Source organism: Affinundibacterium amnicola, from assembly GCF_014284275.1.
In the GTDB taxonomy this organism is placed as follows: Bacteria; Pseudomonadota; Gammaproteobacteria; order Burkholderiales; family Burkholderiaceae_D; genus Undibacterium; species Undibacterium amnicola.
Map to the genome: position 1 here is coordinate 392164 of NZ_JACOFU010000004.1, position 18609 is coordinate 410772.

Annotated in this window: 20 protein-coding genes and 1 pseudogene; 18 read left to right on the forward strand and 3 right to left on the reverse strand. The window is 45.4% G+C overall.

Annotation, left to right across the window (positions count from 1 at the left end):
- Positions 1–51: 51 nt before the first annotated feature.
- The 7 genes and pseudogenes from H8K33_RS12150 (at position 52) to H8K33_RS12180 (ending at position 7132) form a co-directional block, all read left to right on the forward strand.
- Positions 52–1098, forward strand: a pseudogene (locus H8K33_RS12150) (PDDEXK nuclease domain-containing protein).
- A gap of 311 nt (positions 1099–1409) precedes the next feature.
- Positions 1410–2480, forward strand: a complete 1071-nt coding sequence (locus tag H8K33_RS12155) for a ParB N-terminal domain-containing protein (protein WP_186891299.1) — start codon at positions 1410–1412, stop codon at positions 2478–2480.
- Positions 2481–2483: 3 nt separating this feature from the next.
- Positions 2484–3383 carry a hypothetical protein gene (locus tag H8K33_RS12160; protein ID WP_186891300.1) on the forward strand — a complete coding sequence of 300 codons (900 nt, stop codon included), beginning with the start codon at positions 2484–2486 and terminating at the stop codon, positions 3381–3383.
- Between the two features lie 27 nt (positions 3384–3410).
- Entirely contained in the window at positions 3411–4355 is a 945-nt protein-coding gene (locus H8K33_RS12165) for a DNA cytosine methyltransferase (RefSeq protein WP_186891301.1), read from the forward strand.
- Positions 4356–4529: 174 nt separating this feature from the next.
- The gene (locus H8K33_RS12170; protein WP_186891302.1) at positions 4530–5249 is read left to right on the forward strand and encodes a PmeII family type II restriction endonuclease; all 720 of its coding nucleotides are present in this window, start codon (positions 4530–4532) and stop codon (positions 5247–5249) included.
- Positions 5250–5472: 223 nt separating this feature from the next.
- Positions 5473–6780, forward strand: a complete 1308-nt coding sequence (dcm, locus tag H8K33_RS12175; RefSeq protein ID WP_186891303.1) for a DNA (cytosine-5-)-methyltransferase — start codon at positions 5473–5475, stop codon at positions 6778–6780.
- Positions 6781–6904: 124 nt separating this feature from the next.
- Positions 6905–7132 (forward strand): PDDEXK family nuclease, encoded by a 228-nt coding sequence (locus H8K33_RS12180; RefSeq protein WP_186891304.1) that lies wholly within the window; start codon positions 6905–6907, stop codon positions 7130–7132.
- Here H8K33_RS12180 and H8K33_RS12185 read toward each other — a convergent pair.
- Positions 7118–7339 carry a hypothetical protein gene (locus H8K33_RS12185; protein ID WP_186891305.1) on the reverse strand — a complete coding sequence of 74 codons (222 nt, stop codon included), beginning with the start codon at positions 7337–7339 and terminating at the stop codon, positions 7118–7120. The two genes, H8K33_RS12180 and H8K33_RS12185, sit on opposite strands and share 15 nt — an antisense overlap.
- 317 nt (positions 7340–7656) lie before the next feature.
- On the opposite strand from H8K33_RS12185, the gene dinD reads away from it, so the two are divergent.
- On the forward strand, positions 7657–8517 hold the full coding sequence (gene dinD / locus H8K33_RS12190; protein ID WP_186891306.1) for a DNA damage-inducible protein D: 861 nt from the start codon (positions 7657–7659) through the stop codon (positions 8515–8517).
- A gap of 282 nt (positions 8518–8799) precedes the next feature.
- Here the strand turns inward: dinD and H8K33_RS12195 are convergent, their stop codons facing one another.
- Positions 8800–9771: a GlxA family transcriptional regulator gene (locus H8K33_RS12195; protein ID WP_186891307.1), complete on the reverse strand. Its 972-nt coding sequence runs from the start codon at positions 9769–9771 to the stop codon at positions 8800–8802.
- A 105-nt stretch (positions 9772–9876) separates the two neighbouring features.
- On the opposite strand from H8K33_RS12195, the gene H8K33_RS12200 reads away from it, so the two are divergent.
- The 7 genes from H8K33_RS12200 to H8K33_RS12230 all read left to right on the forward strand — a co-directional run bounded on the left by H8K33_RS12200 (position 9877) and on the right by H8K33_RS12230 (position 15598).
- Positions 9877–10773 carry a dienelactone hydrolase family protein gene (locus H8K33_RS12200; RefSeq protein ID WP_390320239.1) on the forward strand — a complete coding sequence of 299 codons (897 nt, stop codon included), beginning with the start codon at positions 9877–9879 and terminating at the stop codon, positions 10771–10773.
- Positions 10774–10790: 17 nt separating this feature from the next.
- Positions 10791–11672 (forward strand): CmcJ/NvfI family oxidoreductase, encoded by an 882-nt coding sequence (locus H8K33_RS12205; RefSeq protein WP_246443558.1) that lies wholly within the window; start codon positions 10791–10793, stop codon positions 11670–11672.
- Positions 11673–11680: 8 nt separating this feature from the next.
- Positions 11681–12313 (forward strand): 2-hydroxychromene-2-carboxylate isomerase, encoded by a 633-nt coding sequence (locus tag H8K33_RS12210; protein WP_186891308.1) that lies wholly within the window; start codon positions 11681–11683, stop codon positions 12311–12313.
- Positions 12314–12684: 371 nt separating this feature from the next.
- Positions 12685–13185, forward strand: a complete 501-nt coding sequence (locus H8K33_RS12215; protein ID WP_186891309.1) for a cupin domain-containing protein — start codon at positions 12685–12687, stop codon at positions 13183–13185.
- A 42-nt stretch (positions 13186–13227) separates the two neighbouring features.
- Positions 13228–13995 (forward strand): SDR family oxidoreductase, encoded by a 768-nt coding sequence (locus H8K33_RS12220; protein ID WP_246443560.1) that lies wholly within the window; start codon positions 13228–13230, stop codon positions 13993–13995.
- A gap of 105 nt (positions 13996–14100) precedes the next feature.
- A complete protein-coding gene (locus tag H8K33_RS12225; protein ID WP_186891360.1) occupies positions 14101–14496 on the forward strand; it encodes a VOC family protein in 396 nt (131 codons plus the stop codon).
- A gap of 403 nt (positions 14497–14899) precedes the next feature.
- On the forward strand, positions 14900–15598 hold the full coding sequence (locus H8K33_RS12230; protein ID WP_186891310.1) for a DUF3334 family protein: 699 nt from the start codon (positions 14900–14902) through the stop codon (positions 15596–15598).
- 141 nt (positions 15599–15739) lie between these two features.
- Here the strand turns inward: H8K33_RS12230 and H8K33_RS12235 are convergent, their stop codons facing one another.
- Positions 15740–16633, reverse strand: coding sequence for a LysR family transcriptional regulator (locus tag H8K33_RS12235; protein ID WP_186891311.1), 894 nt, complete (start codon positions 16631–16633; stop codon positions 15740–15742).
- Positions 16634–16778: 145 nt separating this feature from the next.
- Between H8K33_RS12235 and H8K33_RS12240 the strand changes: the two genes are divergently transcribed.
- From H8K33_RS12240 to H8K33_RS12250, 3 genes are all read left to right on the forward strand, one after another.
- Positions 16779–17033: a hypothetical protein gene (locus H8K33_RS12240; RefSeq protein ID WP_186891312.1), complete on the forward strand. Its 255-nt coding sequence runs from the start codon at positions 16779–16781 to the stop codon at positions 17031–17033.
- A gap of 77 nt (positions 17034–17110) precedes the next feature.
- Entirely contained in the window at positions 17111–18121 is a 1011-nt protein-coding gene (locus H8K33_RS12245; RefSeq protein ID WP_186891313.1) for a GNAT family N-acetyltransferase, read from the forward strand.
- Between the two features lie 84 nt (positions 18122–18205).
- The gene (locus H8K33_RS12250; RefSeq protein ID WP_186891314.1) at positions 18206–18499 is read left to right on the forward strand and encodes a KTSC domain-containing protein; all 294 of its coding nucleotides are present in this window, start codon (positions 18206–18208) and stop codon (positions 18497–18499) included.
- The last annotated feature ends 110 nt before the right edge of the window (positions 18500–18609 follow it).

Consider the following 18609-nt stretch of genomic DNA (forward strand, 5'->3'; position numbering starts at 1 on the left):
TGATGACTACCTAAGATGAAGCCCACGCCGCCACCGTCCAGTGATTTGCCAATGCAAAAAAGCGAATTGTTGACATCGAAATTAGTCAGCGATATTCACAGCTTGATTAATGCTGCAAAGGCCGGGTTAGCGGCAACCGTCAATTCAGCACTAACCAATCTGTATTAGCGCATCGGCACACGAATCCACACAGAAGTTCTGCAAGGTGAACGTGCCGCCTACGGCGAGCAAGTGATTACCCTACTGGCGGGACAATTAGAAGCAGAACACGGACGCGGCTTTAGTGTAAAAAATCTGCGCCACATGCTACGGTTTTCTGAGACATTTACCTCTGAAGACTTTGTCTACGCACTGAGTAGACAATTAAGCTGGCCCCATCTCCGCAGCATTATTTACATCGACGATCCGTTAAAGCGCGATTTTTACCTAAGCATGTGCCGCGACGAAGCATGGAGCACTCGCACCTTACAAGGTCGTCTAGACTCGATGCTATTCGAACGCACCGCATTGTCTCAACAACCCGATGCTTTACTCAACACTGAGTTAGCTGCGCTAAGGGATGAAGGTAAGCTCAGCCCAAACCTTATCCTCAAAGATCCTTATATCTTGGATTTTTTGAACCTACAAGATCGCTATCTCGAAAAAGACTTAGAAGACGCCATCCTGCGCGAACTGGAAAGTTTTTTACTCGAATTGGGTCTAGGCTTCAGCTTTGTCGCCCGTCAAAACCGCCTACAAATTGACAACAACGACTTTTACATCGACCTCCTATTCTACAATCGGCGCTTAAAACGTCTAGTCGCCATCGAGCTAAAGTTAGGCGAATTCAAGGCCGCCGATAAAGGGCAAATGGAACTGTATCTACGCTGGCTAGCAAAGTATGAACAAGAGCCAGGCGAAGCACCACCACTGGGCATCATCCTTTGCACCGGAAAAAATAAAGAACAGATTGAGTTATTAGAATTAGATCAAAGCGGCATCCACGTCGCGGAATACATGGTCGGTCTTCCTCCTCGCGATTTGCTGGAAAAGAAATTGCATGAGGCCGTTGCCTTGTCTAAAGCTAGGCTAGATAATCGGGTGCAGCCGGATAACTAAATTAAGTTTGTGCACTAACTTCAATCAAAAGCACATGCATCAAATACAATTTATCAAAAAAGGATCGGCACTGATAACGTTTAGTCGATGTTCACTCTTTTGGTCGTAATTCAGCATTGATCTCTAAAGTAGCAATTCGAGGAACTAATTCATGTATACTTTTTTATACACGTATCCAATTCGAATTTGTAGTTTCGGAAGTAAAAATTAAAGAATCTTTCCCGTATTGGGTCAAAGATAATCTCATTACCACACATGTAATTTCGATTAAGATCGATAATTTGTGGACGGTATCGTAATAGGGGAAAAATATGAGTCCAGAAATGCGCGAAATTAAGCTTCAAGAGCTTCATTTTGACCCTGAAAATCCACGCTTACCGATGCATCTGAGGTATGCACCAGAAAGAGAGGTTCTTGATTACTTGCTACTAGAATGCAATTTAATTGAGTTAATGCTATCAATTGGGCAACAGGGATTCTTTATTGGGGAGCCACTCTTAGTCGTAAAAAAAGATGATGGCTATATTGTCGTTGAAGGAAATCGCCGCCTAGGGGCATTAAAACTACTTCAGAAATCTGCTGTCAGTAATGTGAAACCGGCTCAGGTTCGTCGAGTTCAAGATGAGTCGACTATTCAACCTGACTTAATTCCTTCACTTATTTTTGAAAAACGCGAAGAGATCCTAACGTACCTTGGTTATCGGCATATCACAGGAATTCAGCCTTGGGACGCTCTAGCTAAGGCGCGCTATTTAAGACAACTCCGTGCCAGAATTCCGAACGAACATGCCGAGGCACACAAGATTTTGGCAAAAGAAATTGGAAGCAAAGCGCCGACAGTCGCAAAATTGCTAACAGGTCTAACGTTAATAGACAAAGCTCGTGACTTGGGAATTCTATCGGAATTGAAATTGAAAGAGGAAGAGATACCATTTTCACTACTCACGACTGGTATTGGATACGAAAATATCTGTCGCTTCATTGGCATCGAAAATTCGAGTGATGTTGAAGCAAACAACATAAATGAAAGCAATTTTAAAGAATTCCTAACTTGGGCTTTCGTCAAAAATTCCGGTTCGGCAACTGTACTTGGAGAATCTAGAAATTTTGACAAATTAGCACGTATTGTAGGTAACGATCAGGCATTAAAAGAATTACGACGAGGTACTCCTATAGAAGCTGCTGATTTGTATACTAGCGGCCCATTAGAAGCAGTAAGAAAGTTGATGTTAGAGGCAGAACACAGAATTAACAGTGCTCAAGCTGGCCTTTCTTATGCTGATGGATTTGATTCTAATGATGTTATCCAGTCTGAACGATTGAAAAGAGCAAGTGCGGCACTTTTCGGAGCATTGAATAACCTTGTAAATCCTGTCGACTAGTTCATGATAAATATTGATAAACCCCGAGATCACGATATACATACATTATGTGACTATGCAGAGCTAATTTGTTTACTAACAGAAGATCGAACTTGCAGTAGAGAGACCATTTCCGATCAAGGCCGTGATGTAGGCGAAACCGAATTTCAAGATAATTTTCTTGACGATTGTTTTAACCAAATCCAGTGGCGTATCAAAGAGTTTGGAGAATTTTATCCATTTTCATTAAGCGCACATGCGCGATCTTTTTCCGCGCCAGAACTCCTCACGGAAAAGCAGAATCTTTACGCCTTAATTTTACTATGCGCGAACCTGCCATTCGTTCAAGAAAAAAGAGGATCATTAACAGAAGCCTTTGAAAGAATATCATTTTTAGCGCTCAAAACGTTTTGGCCTGCAAAAGGAACCGTAAAACCATTTGGCAAGAACGAGTCGGAATTCACCGGAACAAAGTGGGAAAGAATAAATAAATTAGCAGACGAAATAGGTGGTATTGGATCTAGTTCTGCGTCTTCTTTTAGGAGAGGCGATTCTGGTGATGGTGGAATTGATATCGCTGCTTGGATGACCTTTGATAGTTCAAATGAAAAACGAAACATAATGTCAGCGCTTGCTCAATGCGCATGTTCGCGTACTGACTGGAGTTCCAAACAAAGCGAAATTTCTTTTGATCGCCTTTCAAATTTAATACACCCAACCCATCGTTGGAATCAAATATTATTTATTCCCCAATGCTTTAGAGATAATCGAGGATTTTGGGCAGTCCCAGGTGAAATTGGACAAACAATTTTGTTTGACCGGTTGCGAATAATTTCACAATTTTCTGATTCTGTGAATTGGAGTGTTATCGCACCACCTGAAATTTTTCAAACTTTTTTAGAAAAAAGATTTGATCTAGTTTGAATAATTATTTAGTTAAAAGGTAAATGTATGCCGCATGCTGTGTCCTTGTTTTCTGGGTGTGGTGGTTCAGACGCTGGAATTATTGCGTCGGGATTTGATGTGTTAATGGCCAACGACCGATTGTCGTACGCTAGAGACGTCTATTTAGCAAACCATCCAACAACCGATTATCAAGTTTGTGATATAAAAACCATATCTAAGTTTCCAAAGGCGGAACTATTAGTTGGCTGTTATCCCTGTCAAGGTTTTAGCCAAGGGGGCGCGCGCGATGCCTCTCGTACAATCAATACCCTATATCTTGAGTTTGCTCGAGCACTGAAGCAAGTCAAACCAAAAGCATTTATTGTAGAAAATGTCTCAGGAATGGTTCGGACAAATTTTAGGCACCTGTTAAACGACCAGTTCAAAGTATTTTCTGAAGCTGGCTATGATGTAAGTGCTCAGGTATTGAATGCAGTAGATTACGGTGTAGCCCAAAACCGTAAACGTATCTTTATCGTAGGCATAAAAAAGAAAATTGGTGTTGAATATGCTTTTCCGTCACCAACGCATGGAGTTCAACTTGCAAATCCACACAATACGCTTCGAGACGTAATTGGTGATTTGCCGGTGTGGCCGGAGGGTGAATTTTATGATGCTGACTTTCATTGGTATTATCTTTCGAGAAATCGTCGACAAGACTGGGATTCCGCATCGAAAACGATCGTTGCAAGTCAACGGCATATGCCCTTACATCCTATTAGCCCACAATTAATAAAATTAGGAACAGATGAATGGAAATTTGTCTCGAATGAAAGAGCAAGAAGATTTAGTTATCGAGAAGCAGCAAGAATTCAAGGTTTTTGTAAGGACTTTATATTCCCTGATACGCCAGCAAGTAATATGAATATGCGTTATACCGTTGTTGGGAATGCCGTACCACCACAGCTTTTTCAAGCTGTTGCAAATGCTCTACCCAATATTTGGGACTAGCGACAGTTATTTTTTTGCATTAATTAATGAACGAGGAGTACATCGTTTCTTTGCTCAATGACGACCTTTTTATCTTGGTTTTCTATCTCTTTATCGGTTGAATTTACGCAAATTCGTTTATCAATTCTAAGAAAAGTCAATCAATACATCTTGGCAAAAGAATGAAGTAATGCAATGATCGAAAACAAAAACACCATCCTAGCTAAAGCAAAAACCTGGTTCCGAGAAACCATCGTCATCAATCATGCGGGCAATTCTCAAAAACTGGTTGATCCTAAAGAGTTCAACATCAATCCTTTTCTAACGGTCTATTTGGCGAATTTTTTGACGGGTAATTCTTCACCGCAAAGTATCGCTAAGGCATTGATTTATCCGCGCGTTTTGGGTAACTCAATTACGACTTCGTTTGGGGCGAATATTCAAAAATTTGCTTCGGATGTGTTGGATGGTTTTGCTAGTACGACTAGTGGGATTGATATTGAATTTATTGATCAGGTCGACGGCGTTCGCAAATATTGCCAGCTCAAAGCAGGGCCGAATACGATTAATAAAGATGATGTGGAATCGATCGCTGGGCATTTTAAGGGTGTGATTAATCTCGCCAAGGTGAATGGCTTGCGTGTGAGTTATGACGATATGGTGGTGGGTTTGATTTATGGTGAGGCGCATCAGTTGAGTGCGCATTACAAACGGATTACGTCGCAATATAACTACCCGGTGTTGGCGGCGCATGATTTTTGGTTTCGCTTGACTGGTGATGATGGTTTTTATGGTGAGCTGGTGACTGCAATTGGTGAGGTGGCGATTGAGGCTGATTATAGTCAGGAGTTGAATAAGATCATTGATGAGTTGGCTCAGCATGATGAGATTATTCGCTTGTCGCAAATTAAGTAGGTTTTGCGCAGATTTACCCTAGTGTTGGACAACTTTGCCCTATTACTTTTTATCGAATTACTGAACCTCCCTCATCCCTGCCCTTCTCCCGCCTGCGGGAGAAGGGTGCTTTAATTCCAATGTGCGAGACGACTTTCTTAATATTCCTAAAAATAGGTTGACAGATTTACTGAATAAAAATACAGTAGTAACCATGTATAAGGTTTGCGTAAAAGGATGAAACATGGAAGATCGTGCTGAGTATTATTCTATCGCCCAGGCGGCGGATATTTTGGGCGTAACGAAAGAGACTTTACGCCGTTGGGATGAGAATGGCACGATGGTGGCGCAACGCGTGGAGTCGAATAACTACCGCGTTTATCATAAGTCGCAACTAGAGTTTTTTGAGAATACGCAGCACATGTTCAAAAACGCTTGGGATGCTGAGCTGGTGGCTAAGCCAAATCGCGAGTATAAATTGTTGGAGCTATTCGCGGGTGCGGGTGGGTTGGCGATTGGTATGGAGCGTGCTGGGTTTGAATCTGTTTTGCTCAACGAGCTCGATAAGCATGCGTGCAATACGCTGCGCAAAAATCGCCCTGATTGGAATGTGGTTGAGGGCGATATTTCTAAAATTAGTTTCACCCAATATCGCGATCAAATCGATATTCTCTCTGGTGGATTTCCTTGCCAATCATTTTCTTATGCGGGTAAGCAATTAGGTTTTGAAGACACACGCGGCACTTTGTTTTATGAATTCGCCCGCGCTGTGCGTGAGACCAATCCTAAGGTGCTGCTGGGTGAAAATGTGCGAGGCTTGCTCAATCACGATAATGGTGAGACTTTAAAAACTATCAGCAACATTATTCGCGACTTGGGCTATACCTTGGTCGAGCCGCATGTGCTCAAGGCGATGTTTTATCAAGTGCCACAAAAACGTGAGCGTCTATTTTTAGTCGGCATCCGCAATGATCTGGCAGACAAAGTGAAATTCGCTTGGCCTTCTTCGTACAAACGCATTTTGACGATGCGTGATGCGCTGAAAAAAGGTGAACTGTACCCGTGTGATGTACCAAAATCAGAAGGCCAAACCTATCCAAAGCGCAAAGCAGAAATTCTCAAGATGGTGCCACCAGGCGGCTACTGGCGCGATCTACCGGATACGGTACAACGCGAATATATGATGAAGAGCTACTACCTCGGTGGTGGCAAAACAGGCATGGCACGCCGCTTGTCATGGGATGAACCAAGTTTGACTTTGACTTGCGCGCCTGCACAAAAACAAACCGAACGCTGCCATCCTGAGGAGACGCGTCCACTCACCGTCAGAGAATACGCACGAATTCAAACCTTCCCCGATGATTGGCAATTTGCTGGTCCGGTGTCTGCGCAATACAAACAGATTGGTAACGCCGTGCCGGTGAATTTGGCACATGCCATGGGGCGCGCTTTAGTACGTTTGTTGAATCAAATTGATGATCAGCAAAGCGTGCCAGCGAGTTCGAAGCAGAAAAAATCCTCAACAAAGAATCTAGAGGAAGTCACCGCGTAAAACTTTCTAACAAGTGCAACAAGTCGTTGCACTTGTTATGTTTGATGTGGCTTAAGGGCGAACAGCAAGCGACTTAACGCATTTGTTCGCAGCTCTCTCGGCGAAACGACGAGACACCTCCGGCATGCCAAAAACAAGACAAGAATTCTGGCTGGGTAAGATCTCCAATAATATGAGCCGCGACCGCGTCGTACACGATCAATTGCTGGATGCCGGCTGGCGCCTGGGCATAGTGTGGGAATGCGCGATCAAAGGGCGTACCAGGCAAACTCTTGATTCGGTGATCGACGAATTAGAAGATTGGTTGCATGACCCGACTTCGCTCGGCATTGAAATTTCAGACATGGCTTAAGTCTAGTTCCTCAATCGCCCGCTGCGCCTCGGCCATCGCCTCGTTTTCCGTCAATGCCAGACCGCAATCAAGTTCATTCTCTTCCCGGCAAAGAGACCACGCAAAACCACCACGGTAATGGTCTGGATTTGCTTCGATATAAATCGCCACGCCACGATAAATATTGTCGTAACTCCGCCTGTCTCCCTCGATGTTTTCGATGTTCATTGCATGCTCCATTTCTCAACAAAATTTAGTCGCCAACCGCTGATACGGTAAGCCCATCATGCGGCGATACGGTTTTGCTGTCTACGGACTATGAGTCACATTGGTGGTTTTTCTTTGATTGAATCAGGGTTATTTTGATTGAAGCAGTGATTTTAAGGTCACTCAAAACAACTGAACATTAAATCAGTGTTAATTTGCATTTTGGGGTAAAATTTGTTTTACGTTTCCCGTATTAATACATATTTCAAGCATTCGCAATTCGCCATTCGCGAATAGCGAATGCTTAACATTGATCCGATATTTTTTCATGGGCACTTATGGATACGCAACAAATACAAATAATGCAGAAGCAATTTGATGCTATGGCGCAGCGCGTGCCAGATGCAAATATTGAATTTTGGTTTGCGCGTGATTTGCAAGAGCCCTTAGGTTATATCCGTTGGGAGAATTTTTCTACCGCTATTGCCCGGGCGATTAGTTCTTGTGAGACGACGGGTTTTGATCCTGCCGATCATTTTCGTGGCGTCACGAAAATGATCGAGTTGGGTAAAGGTGGGCAACGTCATGTCGATGACTTTATGCTAACCCGCTATGCCTGTTATTTGATCGCGCAAAATGGCGATCCGCGCAAGGCACCGATTGCTTTTGCGCAAAGTTATTTTGCGCTACAAACGCGCAAACAAGAACTGGTCGAAGACCGCATGCGTTTGCAGGCACGTATGGAGGCGCGGGAGCGTTTGCGCGAGTCAGAGAAAGAATTGTCACAAAATATTTATGAACGTGGCGTCGATGATGAGGGCTTTGCCCGCATTCGCTCTCGTGGTGATGCTGCTTTATTTGGCGGCAATACTACGCAGGCCATGAAGAACAAATACGGCATCATTAAAAGCAGGCCGTTGGCCGATTTCTTACCAACATTAACAATAGCCGCAAAAAACCTTGCCACAGAAATGACCAATCATAATGTGTTGCAGATAGATCTGCAGGGCGAAAAAGCAATTACGATAGAACATATTCAAAATAACGAAAGCGTACGCGATATGCTGGCGCAAAGAGGAATACAACCAGAACAATTGCCGCCTGAAGAAGACATCAAGAAATTAGAGCGTCGGGTTAAAGCGGAAGATAAAAGCTTAGCAAAACAGTCGCCGAAATTACCTGGTGCAATTAATAAATGAAAGTTAGTTTCCGTAAAAGCTAGCGATCACATGAACAGTACCGAGCTAGCTGTAAATTGGTTTTGCACGACGCAAGCGGAAGATAAATTAGAACGCGACGAAGTCAGCGGAAAACAGAAAACTGAACAAACCCATTTTAAGATGTGACAAGAAGTAGGCAAGCCATCATAGATCTAGATGGCGCCATGCTTGAGGACTAACGAACGGGGTCAGTATTAATTAATTTGTTATCGATGCATCTTTTCACTCTATATACAAAACCCCAACCATATTCTATTCAGATTACCGAATCCCCCCCGGCAAAACCCCTAACTCCCGCTTAACCAAATGCCGCAGCATCGTGCCATTCTGATAGCCGACACGCTCTGCGACTAACTCGATGGATAAGTTGGTCGACTCTAACAAATGTACCGCCCGCATCAGTTTTCGCCTTTGAATAAATTTGATCGGTGAGTCGCCTGTGGCTTCTTGTATTTTTCTTGATAGCGTTTTAGTAGACACAGCAAATTGCGATGCGAGCTCTTGTACTGTGAGTGGGCGGGCGATGTTTTTGTCTATCCATTTTTCGGCCGCGATGACGATGGGGTCGAGGTGTTGATTCTGGGTGGGAATCATAAATCGTGCTTGCGATGAGCGTTGTTCGATCAAGAGATAGCGCGAGCACAAATAGGCGATGTTTGGGCCCACTACCTCCGCGACGATATCTAGCACCACATCCATTTGTGAAAAAACCGCGCCCGCTGTCAGGATGTTGCCGTCGCGCACCAGCATTTTGGCTTCATCTAGGATGACATCAGGGTAGCGTTGCCTGAACGCCGTGGCTAGCCACCAGCTGGTGGTTGCTGCTCTGCCTTTGAGTAAGCCCGCTTCTGCGAGCATAAAGGTGGAGGCGCACGAGACGCTGAGGCAGCTTCCTTGTTTTGCATAGCGTTTAAGTACGTCCATGACTTGCGAGACTTCTTTACTGCTCAGACTCTCCTCTAGTTCTGCGAGCAATTTTTTGCCTGAGCCTGGTAGCAGTACCCAATTGGCTTCCACTTCGCCGCGTAGTAGTTGTTGAAACGTGTAGTCACATGTGAGCTCTAATCCCGCTCCTGTGCGTATCTTTTTGCGATGTCCGGCGGTGATGATACGAAAGCTTTGCGATTCGTGGTTGCGCTCGAGGAGGAAATTGGCCGTACGCAAAATGTCGAGCGTAATTGCCAGACCGGAATCCAATATGCCTTCTGTGGCTAAAACAAGAAAGGTTTTCATTTGTCCATTATCACATGAAATATGTCAGATTCGACACTTCAAAATCAGTCACGTGCATCTTATAGTTTGCCCACTATCGAGTTATTGAATACGAGGTGAACTGTCATGAGCCAGATTCCACAATCCAACGCACAACTACTACACGCCGACCAGCCACATCCCTTGCTAGAGGGTTTTCAAGTGAAGATGTGTAGTTTCATTGGCAGCACGAAGAAAGTCTATGTTGCAGGTGATGGCCCAGCAGTCATTGTGCTCACTGAGATGCCTGGCATCAGTCCGCAAGTGATCCGTTTCGCCAAGTGGGTGATTGATGCCGGCTTTACCGTGTATTTGCCGTCTTTGTTTGGTGTCGATGGCGCGGTGCCGAATGCCGAAGACGGTGCTGCGATTTTGAAACGCGCTTGTGTCAGCGCAGAATTTCGCGCCTTTGCCAGTAATGAGTCCAGCCCGGTGACGCAGTGGTTACGGCATTTGGCCAAGCACGCGCATCAAGAGTGCGGCGGTATCGGTGTGGGCGCGATTGGTATGTGCTTTACCGGTAACTTTGCGCTGACCATGATGTTGGAGTCGGCCATGTTAGCGCCAGTGTTGTGCCAGCCTTCGTTGCCGTTCGATGATCCGTCAGCGATTAATATGTCGGACGATGAACTGCATGCCGTTGCCGCTAGACTAGAGAAAGACGATCTGTCGGTGCTGGCCTACCGTTTTGAAGGCGATCGCTATTGCCGCGCTGAGCGCTTTGATGCGTATAGCAAGACCTTAGGCAAACGATTTGTCGCCAAAGTCTTACCTGATAGCGCCGCGCATCCTCATCCACCGCCGTTCTTCGAAAAAATCGTCGCTTGTCCGCATAGCGTGGTGACTGCGCATCTGATTGATGAGCTGGGTCAGCCTACCATCGCCGCACGTGACGAAATTCTGCAATTTTTTATAAGTAAATTGCTGCCTACTACGGACGCCACGCTGCCTGAAACAGCGCCAGTGTCATCCAACCACCATTGATCCTGAAGAATGCGAAAATGATGACCGACCGAGCAAACTTATCCTTAGGTGCAGATCAACCGGTACGCACCCTCGCGGCGCATGTGGTCGCTGAGCTTAACTATTATCAACCTACCCCTATCCGCCCAGTGAGCTATACCTTCGAGCCACCTTTGGGAGTGCCATGGGAGAGTGGCGACTATGATGTGCACAGAATGGAGATACACGACGCTCGGCAATTAGCCACGAGACCGCGACTTCAGGTGGAGGGATTTGAGTTGTGGGATGCCAGCACCGAAGTGAGCGATTTTAGTGATCGTGCAAGTATTGAAGACGTGTACTACCGAGAAGCCCGGCAACTTGCACTCGCGGTGACAGGTGCTAAACAGGCCTATGTGTTTGATCATTTACTTAGGCGTCGCGCGCCGAGAGACAATCCTCTCGATTTTGGTAAACGTGGCGCGAATGGTTATGCGGCAGCGAATGGTCGCATTCATAATGATTACACCGAGGAATCAGGGCAACGACGACTCGCACTCGTGATTGAGGATTTGCACCAACGCGAACAAATCACACGTTTTAGCATCATCAATATGTGGCGCGCACTTAATGGTCCAGTGCAAGACGCGCCTTTGGCAATTTGTGACGCTAGAACGGTGTCGAGCAAGGAATTATTCCATTGCGATGTACGCTATCCAAATCGCACTGGTGATATCTATTTGCTCCAGCATTGTCCTCAACATCGCTGGTTTTACTACCCGACTATGCGTAAAGAAGAAGTACTGATCTTCAAGCAATACGATTCCTTACACACCAACACCTCGCGCTTTACGCCTCATTCGGCATTTGACTTACCTACAGTTCCGCTCGATACGCCGCCACGGGAAAGTATTGAATTACGTTGCTTAGTCACCTACTAGAGTTCGCCATGCAAAAACCAACCTCTGTGAAAACTTGGCCAGAAATCGAATTTTGGTTTGAATTTGCCAGCAACTATAGCTACCTCAGCGTCATGCGCATTGAGGAATTGGCTAGCCTCTATCAAGTCAAAATAAAGTGGTGTCCGTTTTTACTCGGACCTATTTTCAAATCGCTGGGTTGGAATACATCACCCTTTGTTCTGCAAAAAAATAAGGGGGACTATGTGTGGCAAGATATGGCGCGCCAAGCAAAAAAATACGGCCTCGCATGGACGCAACCCACACAATTTCCTCGCCCTTCCTTGTTGCCAATGCGGGTCGCTGCAGCCTATAACGATGCGCCTTGGATTGCTGACTTCTGCCGTTCAGTAATGCAAATCAATTTCGTGCAAGATAGGGACATCGATAGTGCGACGGTCGTTCAGCAAGTGTTGACGGATCTCGCACTAGACGCCAATCTCATATTGAGAGACATGGAGAGCGACGAGAATAAGATCAAGCTGAGGCAACAAACCGAATTGGCGATAACGAAGAAGATCTTTGGTGCACCGAGTTTTATTGTGGAAGGGCAGCTGTTTTGGGGGGATGATAGATTGGAGGACGCTTTGCATTTTGCTCGAACGGTTTATGAGCGGAACTGAAACGCTTTGTTGTTATGCTGGACTTGAAATAGAACGATAGGTGGTGGGGTAAATATCCCCTCCCCCGCAAGCGGGAGAGGGCTAGGGTGAGGGTAGTTCAACGACCGCGAAGTGTTTGAATGCTACGAGGCAGGACAAGAATTTAAATATTTTGTGCGTTGAAAAATGACATCCAAATCTGAACGCCCCTCATCCCCGGCCCTTCTCCCGCTTGCGGGAGAAGGGAGTTACAAGCCAAAGCTGTCAAGAAAATTAATCATTATTGCCGTGAATTTAAGTCCGGAATGACACTTCAAGCGTTTGAAACTGACCGAAACCAGTCTGATCAAAGGGACTGAATATTCACCTTTATTGAGAGACTACTATTGACCATGTCCAACCCAATCACTAACAATAATCCAAAGCCACCAATTGCCGCTTCACAAGTCCCTGCCCGACTGACACCATCTAACTATCCATCAGTTTTCGCGATCCAAATGGTTGGGCGAAAAAAGCACGCGTTAGGTGACTATTTTGGTCTGAATAACTTCGGTGTGAATTTGACTGAACTAGAGCCAGGTGCGCGTTCATCATTGGTTCACTATCACACGCGGCAAGATGAGTTCATCTACGTGTTGGAAGGAAGTGTGAGCTTGATCCTTGGTGATAATGAGATCGTGCTGAATGCGGGCATGTGCTGCGGTTTTCCAGCAATGGGGGCTGCGCACTCACTCATTAATCATAGTGACAAGATCGTACGTTATCTCGAAATTGGTGATAGAACAGAGGGGGATGAGGGGATCTATCCTCAGGATGATTTGCAGGCGCTTCGCGTTGATGGACGCTGGCAATTCGTGCATAAAGATGGCCGCCCTTATGGTGACGACAAATAGTCGAGCGGTTCACAATATTGATTAAAAAGGATAAATAAGCCAATGATGAATGTTTCTTCAAGAACCTCCAAAGTCGCTCTGGTCACCGGTGCCAGCAGAGGGATAGGCGCGGCCACCGTCTTGGCACTTGCACGTGACGGCTATGCGGTCGGTATCAACTATCTGAGTAGTGACAACGCCGCACAGCAATTGCTTGACGAGGTCGTAAAGCTCGGTGGGCGCGCCGTATTGTTAAAGGCTGATGTGTCACAGCAGAACGAAGTCGAGCAGATATTTCTAAGGCTGGATAAAGAATTAGGAACGATCGACGTTTTGGTCAATAACGTGGGTATCTTGTTGCCGCAATCCAGTGTCGTTGATATGGATGCGGAGAGAATTCTTCGCGTGTTGCAGACCAATGTACTGAGCGCATTCTTGTGCAGTAAGTACGCAATCCAGCGTATGTCGACGCAGTTTCATGGCAAAGGCGGTGCGATCGTGAACGTCTCCTCGGCAGCAGCTCGACTTGGCTCGCCTAACGAATACGTCGATTACGCCGCATCGAAAGGCGCGATCGATTCGCTGACCAAAGGCTTGTCCTTAGAGCTGGCGCCACAAGGCATACGGGTAAATTGCGTACGCCCCGGATTTATCCATACCGACATCCACGCTGCTGGAGGTGACCCGCTGCGAGTTGATCGCTTAAGTGCAGGGATTCCCTTGGGACGTGGCGGGTATCCTAACGAGGTTGCAGAGACCATTTGTTTTTTAGCGAGCGATGCGTCGTCCTATATGACGGGTGCCTTTTTGGATATCGCGGGTGGTAAATAAGAAACTGTGTAATGCGGTCAAGAGCGCGCCTCTGAACGTCAAGGTGATGCCCGGGTGTTTTTTAAGCGAAGTAAAATCGATCTAATTTAAATAAAGAGGATGCAATTGATTTCACATGTCTTCATAGGAATTACCGAACACGAGCGTGCCCATGATTTTTATTCTGCGATCATGGATGAGTTGGGCTATGTTTTGAAGTTTTGTTATCCCGAAAAGTCCTGGTCGGGCAGGGTTGAAAAAGGCACGGCTAGACCGATCGTAGGCATTGGCAAGCCTTACAATGGCGAGCCTATGAGTGTCGGCAATGGTCAGATGCTGGCATTGTTAGCGAAGAGTCGTGCAACGGTAGATACGACTTATGCAAAAGCCATTGCACTCGGTACGACTTGTGAAGGAGCTCCTAGCCTACGCCCGCATTATCATCCCAACTATTACGGTGCGTATTTCCGTGATCTGGATGGAAACAAGATTTGTATCTGTTGTCACGAGTTTGAAGGCTAGGGCAATCCACCTTGGCAGTTTGAACAATACAGGCTGGTAAATGTAATATAGAAGAAAGGCTGCGATTGCAGCCTTTCTTGTTTTTTTACTCATGTAATTCTGAATCCCTTTTAAAAAGCGCGGCCTAGCAAGCGACAAACCGCACAGAAAACATGAAACAACTAGACGGCAAGTGCTCCAAAGGAATATTCTTTCACTATTCCCTGAGGTAACGGTTCTTATGCAGCGTGTTTTTGCTTATTGCATAAGCCAATGTGCATTGACCGAGTATTGACTGAGGACTTCGTGGGCAAATGATTAATTCAATAAGCATGGTTATTGTGCCGATCATCTATCAAGAATAATTTAGACCACTGTTGGCGTTGAACGGTATTATTTTTTAAAGAATTTTTAGGAGTTGGTTATGGGTAAGGACGAAAACGGTGTCGTGTACGGAACCGAAGATCTGTTGACGAGTTTATGTAATTCCGTCACGCGCGTGCTGACTGTGGCGACGCAAACAAAGATCCATTATTCGGCCATGGTGCAACGTATTACCAAGATCGGCCTCAAACCGGATATCGGTTGCTTCGTTTTGTTTGATGGTGGTTTCTCTGGCTTGGTCGTGTTGAATTTCTCTGGCTCTGCTGCTTTGGAAATCTATGAGAAATATATGCTGAGTATGGGTATGCCAAAATCTGAACTGGCGTCTGCTTTTACCTCGGATGAAGTATCGAATATTTTGGGCGAATTGATGAACCAGATCGTTGGTGATTTCACGGGCAAAATCCGCCGCGAGCTGCAAACCAATATCACGCAGAATCAACCAAAAATGCTGGTGCTCAACAAGCAAGTTATGCTTAGCGTCGATACGCCGCTTGATCGACCGGAAATCCGCCGCGTCTCTTTCTTCACCGAAAGCAACAACATTTTCTATTTGGAACTGGCAATCGACCGCACAGAGTTCATCAAGCTGCATGACTTTGATTCTAGCGAAGTGTTAGATCCAGATGCCTTGCTCGATAGTGAACAAGCAGATCGTGCAAAAGCGGCGCCAGCACCCGCCGCAGCGCCTGCGGCAGATGATGATAGCGATGAGCTGTTGCGGTCTTTGGGGATGTAATTCCAAGCTAATTTGATGGGTAAAAATTTGTGTCGGTATCTATTTAATCGACACAAATTCCCTCCAACCTTGCTGAATTTTTGATCGCCAATTACGAAGAACTGTTTAAGTCGCTAGGTCATTCGTAGCGCATTGAAGAAATCAACGCTTCAACTTAAAATCAAACCCTGCAATCACCTGCAAAAAAATCTGCAATGCCGGATTGGCATCACCCTCACGCCACAGCGCGAGCAGGCCTGATGTTGGTGGGATTTTGATGAAATGTATTTCGTGTTTCAAATGATGTGCGTACGAAATCGGCATGATCGATATGCCTAATCCTTTGGCGACCAAACCCAGTAGTGTTACGCCGAAATCGGACTCGGCATGGATGATGGGATCAAAACCTGCCTCTTGAAAAATGGCACGTAGTTGTGAGGCGTGTTCGCTTTTTCCATTGAGTGCGGGTAGTACGAATTCTTCATCTTTCAGTTTGTATAAATCCTTCAACTTAAGTTCACGCTTGCCTGCGAATCTGTGCTGTGCTGGCACCACCAGTGCAAAATTTTCTGTCATCAAATGGCTGGAAACCAAATCTTTTGCCTTGGCGGTTTCTCGATTAAACGCAATATCAATACGATGCGATTGTAAAAATGGATCGACATCGGCGGCATCCACTTCCATCATGTGCGCAACAATATGCGGATGTTGTTGGTGCAAGGCCAGCAATAAATCGGGCAAGACAGAAAACGTAATCGATGCAGGATGCCCGATACGTATCGCACCAATTTCGCCAGATGCAATCAAACTGGCACGACGGGTGACGCTATCGTAATCGGCTAATAGCTTGGCGTATTGATCACGTAAAAATTCTCCTGAGGGTGTGAGTTTGACGTTGCGTTTATCGCGCTCAAATAAAGCAAAGCCTAATTCCTGTTCCATACTTTGGATATGCCTGCTCAACGCAGATTGAGTGATGAAGACTTTCTCGGAGGTTTTCCAAAAATGCAGCTCGTCTGCGAGCGTAAGGAAATATTGGATTTGTTGGAAGTTCATGCTCAATGATTTTCTTCAACAGGTTTAACTAATTCGATTTTCACATTAATTAAGTCGAATTTAGCATTTTTATGCATTAAACAGAAGAGTAAATTATGTCCTCATGTACTTCGCCAATCAATGCTGCTTAAAAAAAGGAATGGGTATGGCAATTCAGCGGATGAAACAAGATAGATTTCTCAATAGCTTAGGCTGGGGCGGTGGCATTATTTGCCTGATTGCTTATGGCTTAAATACGCAGGAAATGTTGGCCAGCACCTCACTGAGCTTTTTATTAATGAATGTCTTTGGTTGCTGCTGCCTGATTTACTATACCTATCGAAAAGAAGCATTTGCGAATACGTTTTTGAACGGTGTTTATCTGTTCATGACTTTGCTGGCGCTGAGCAAACAGATTTGATCACGCAAATGCTAATTCGCACATGCGCACTAACAATTCAAGACAAAAAATTCAACACGAAATTTGAGGAGAACTCCATGATTCGCTTGCAACGTACCGATTCCAACAATAGCGATTTCCAAAATATGGTGGTGGAACTTGATCGCTATCTGGCAACGACCGATGGTGATGAACATGCATTCTATGCGCAATACAATAAATCAGATGGATTGAAATATGTCGTCGTGGCCTACGAGGGCGATCAAGCGCTGGGCTGCGGCGCGATCAAGCATTATGCTGATGGCGTGATGGAAGTAAAACGTATGTACGTTACACCTGCCGCGCGCGGCCAAGGGATTGCCGCTACCGTATTAAAAGAATTAGAAAAATGGACGCTGGAATTGAAGTATCAAAGGTGCTTACTTGAAACCGGCGTTAAGCAACTAGAAGCGATACGTTTGTATCAAAAATGTGGCTATGATGTGGTGGCAAATTATGGTCAATATCAAGGTATGGACAATAGTATTTGCTTTGAAAAAATTTTGCAGAAATCCGGTCAAAAAATAGTCTCTGATATTCAGATCCGGTTCGCAAACCAGGAGGATGCTGAATTACTCTCGCAACTAGGAAAAGAAACCTTTCATGATGCATTCTCGGTTTATCCACAAATGCCAGCGACTGACCTGGCCACTTATGTCAACGAAGAATTTACCATCGCCAAGCTAGCAGCACAGTTAGCAGATGAGAAGGCATTTTTCTTACTGGCGGAGCTGGCAGGTGAGGCAGTCGGTTACGCAAAGATGGAAGTGAATCAAGGCATGCCGGGTGTTCGCTTACAAAACCCGATCAAACTCAGACGCTTGTATTGTAAGCAAAAGGTTTTAGGCTACGGCGTCGGTGCCCGATTAATGGAGCGTTGTGTAGTCGAGGCCGCAAATCGACAGCACGATGGTATCTATCTGACAGTTTGGGAACATAACCATCAGGCGCAAGATTTCTATAAAAAATGGTCTTACCAGCCCTGCGCAGAAATTGACATCTCGCTCGGTAAAGCACAGTTACGCGATCTGGTGATGCAAAAAACCTTGGCACCAACTCCTAGCTTGTAGTCTGCTTGCGATGAATCTGCATCCTTCTTGGTTTACAATCATCAACCGATAAGCATAGAGCAGATTCGCAAGAAGGAGATTCACATGGACATGAAACGTATCAATGCAGGAAAACTGCGTTCTATCGGTTATGACGCACGCGAAAAACGATTAAGAGTCGAGATGGATGATGGCACAGCGATCGATTATGCTGGCGTTGGACAAGAAGTCTGGCGTCGCTTGTCGAGTGCGTCTTCAGGCACGGCCTGGAGTTTTTATCGCGACAATATTGAAGAAGAATTTCACGGCACGCGTGGTCGTGCAAGCACTTCTAGCAATACCAATCGTGCTGCGCTGGAAGATTTTTTTAAGTCCAGTAACGACCACACCGAGGATTAAACCTATGATCGCAATTAATCGCTCGCCTTGGATCTGATGTGCTGCGACAATCAGACTAATCGCAAACGGAATATCTACTTTCACCATATATCTGGATCGAATCAATCGCA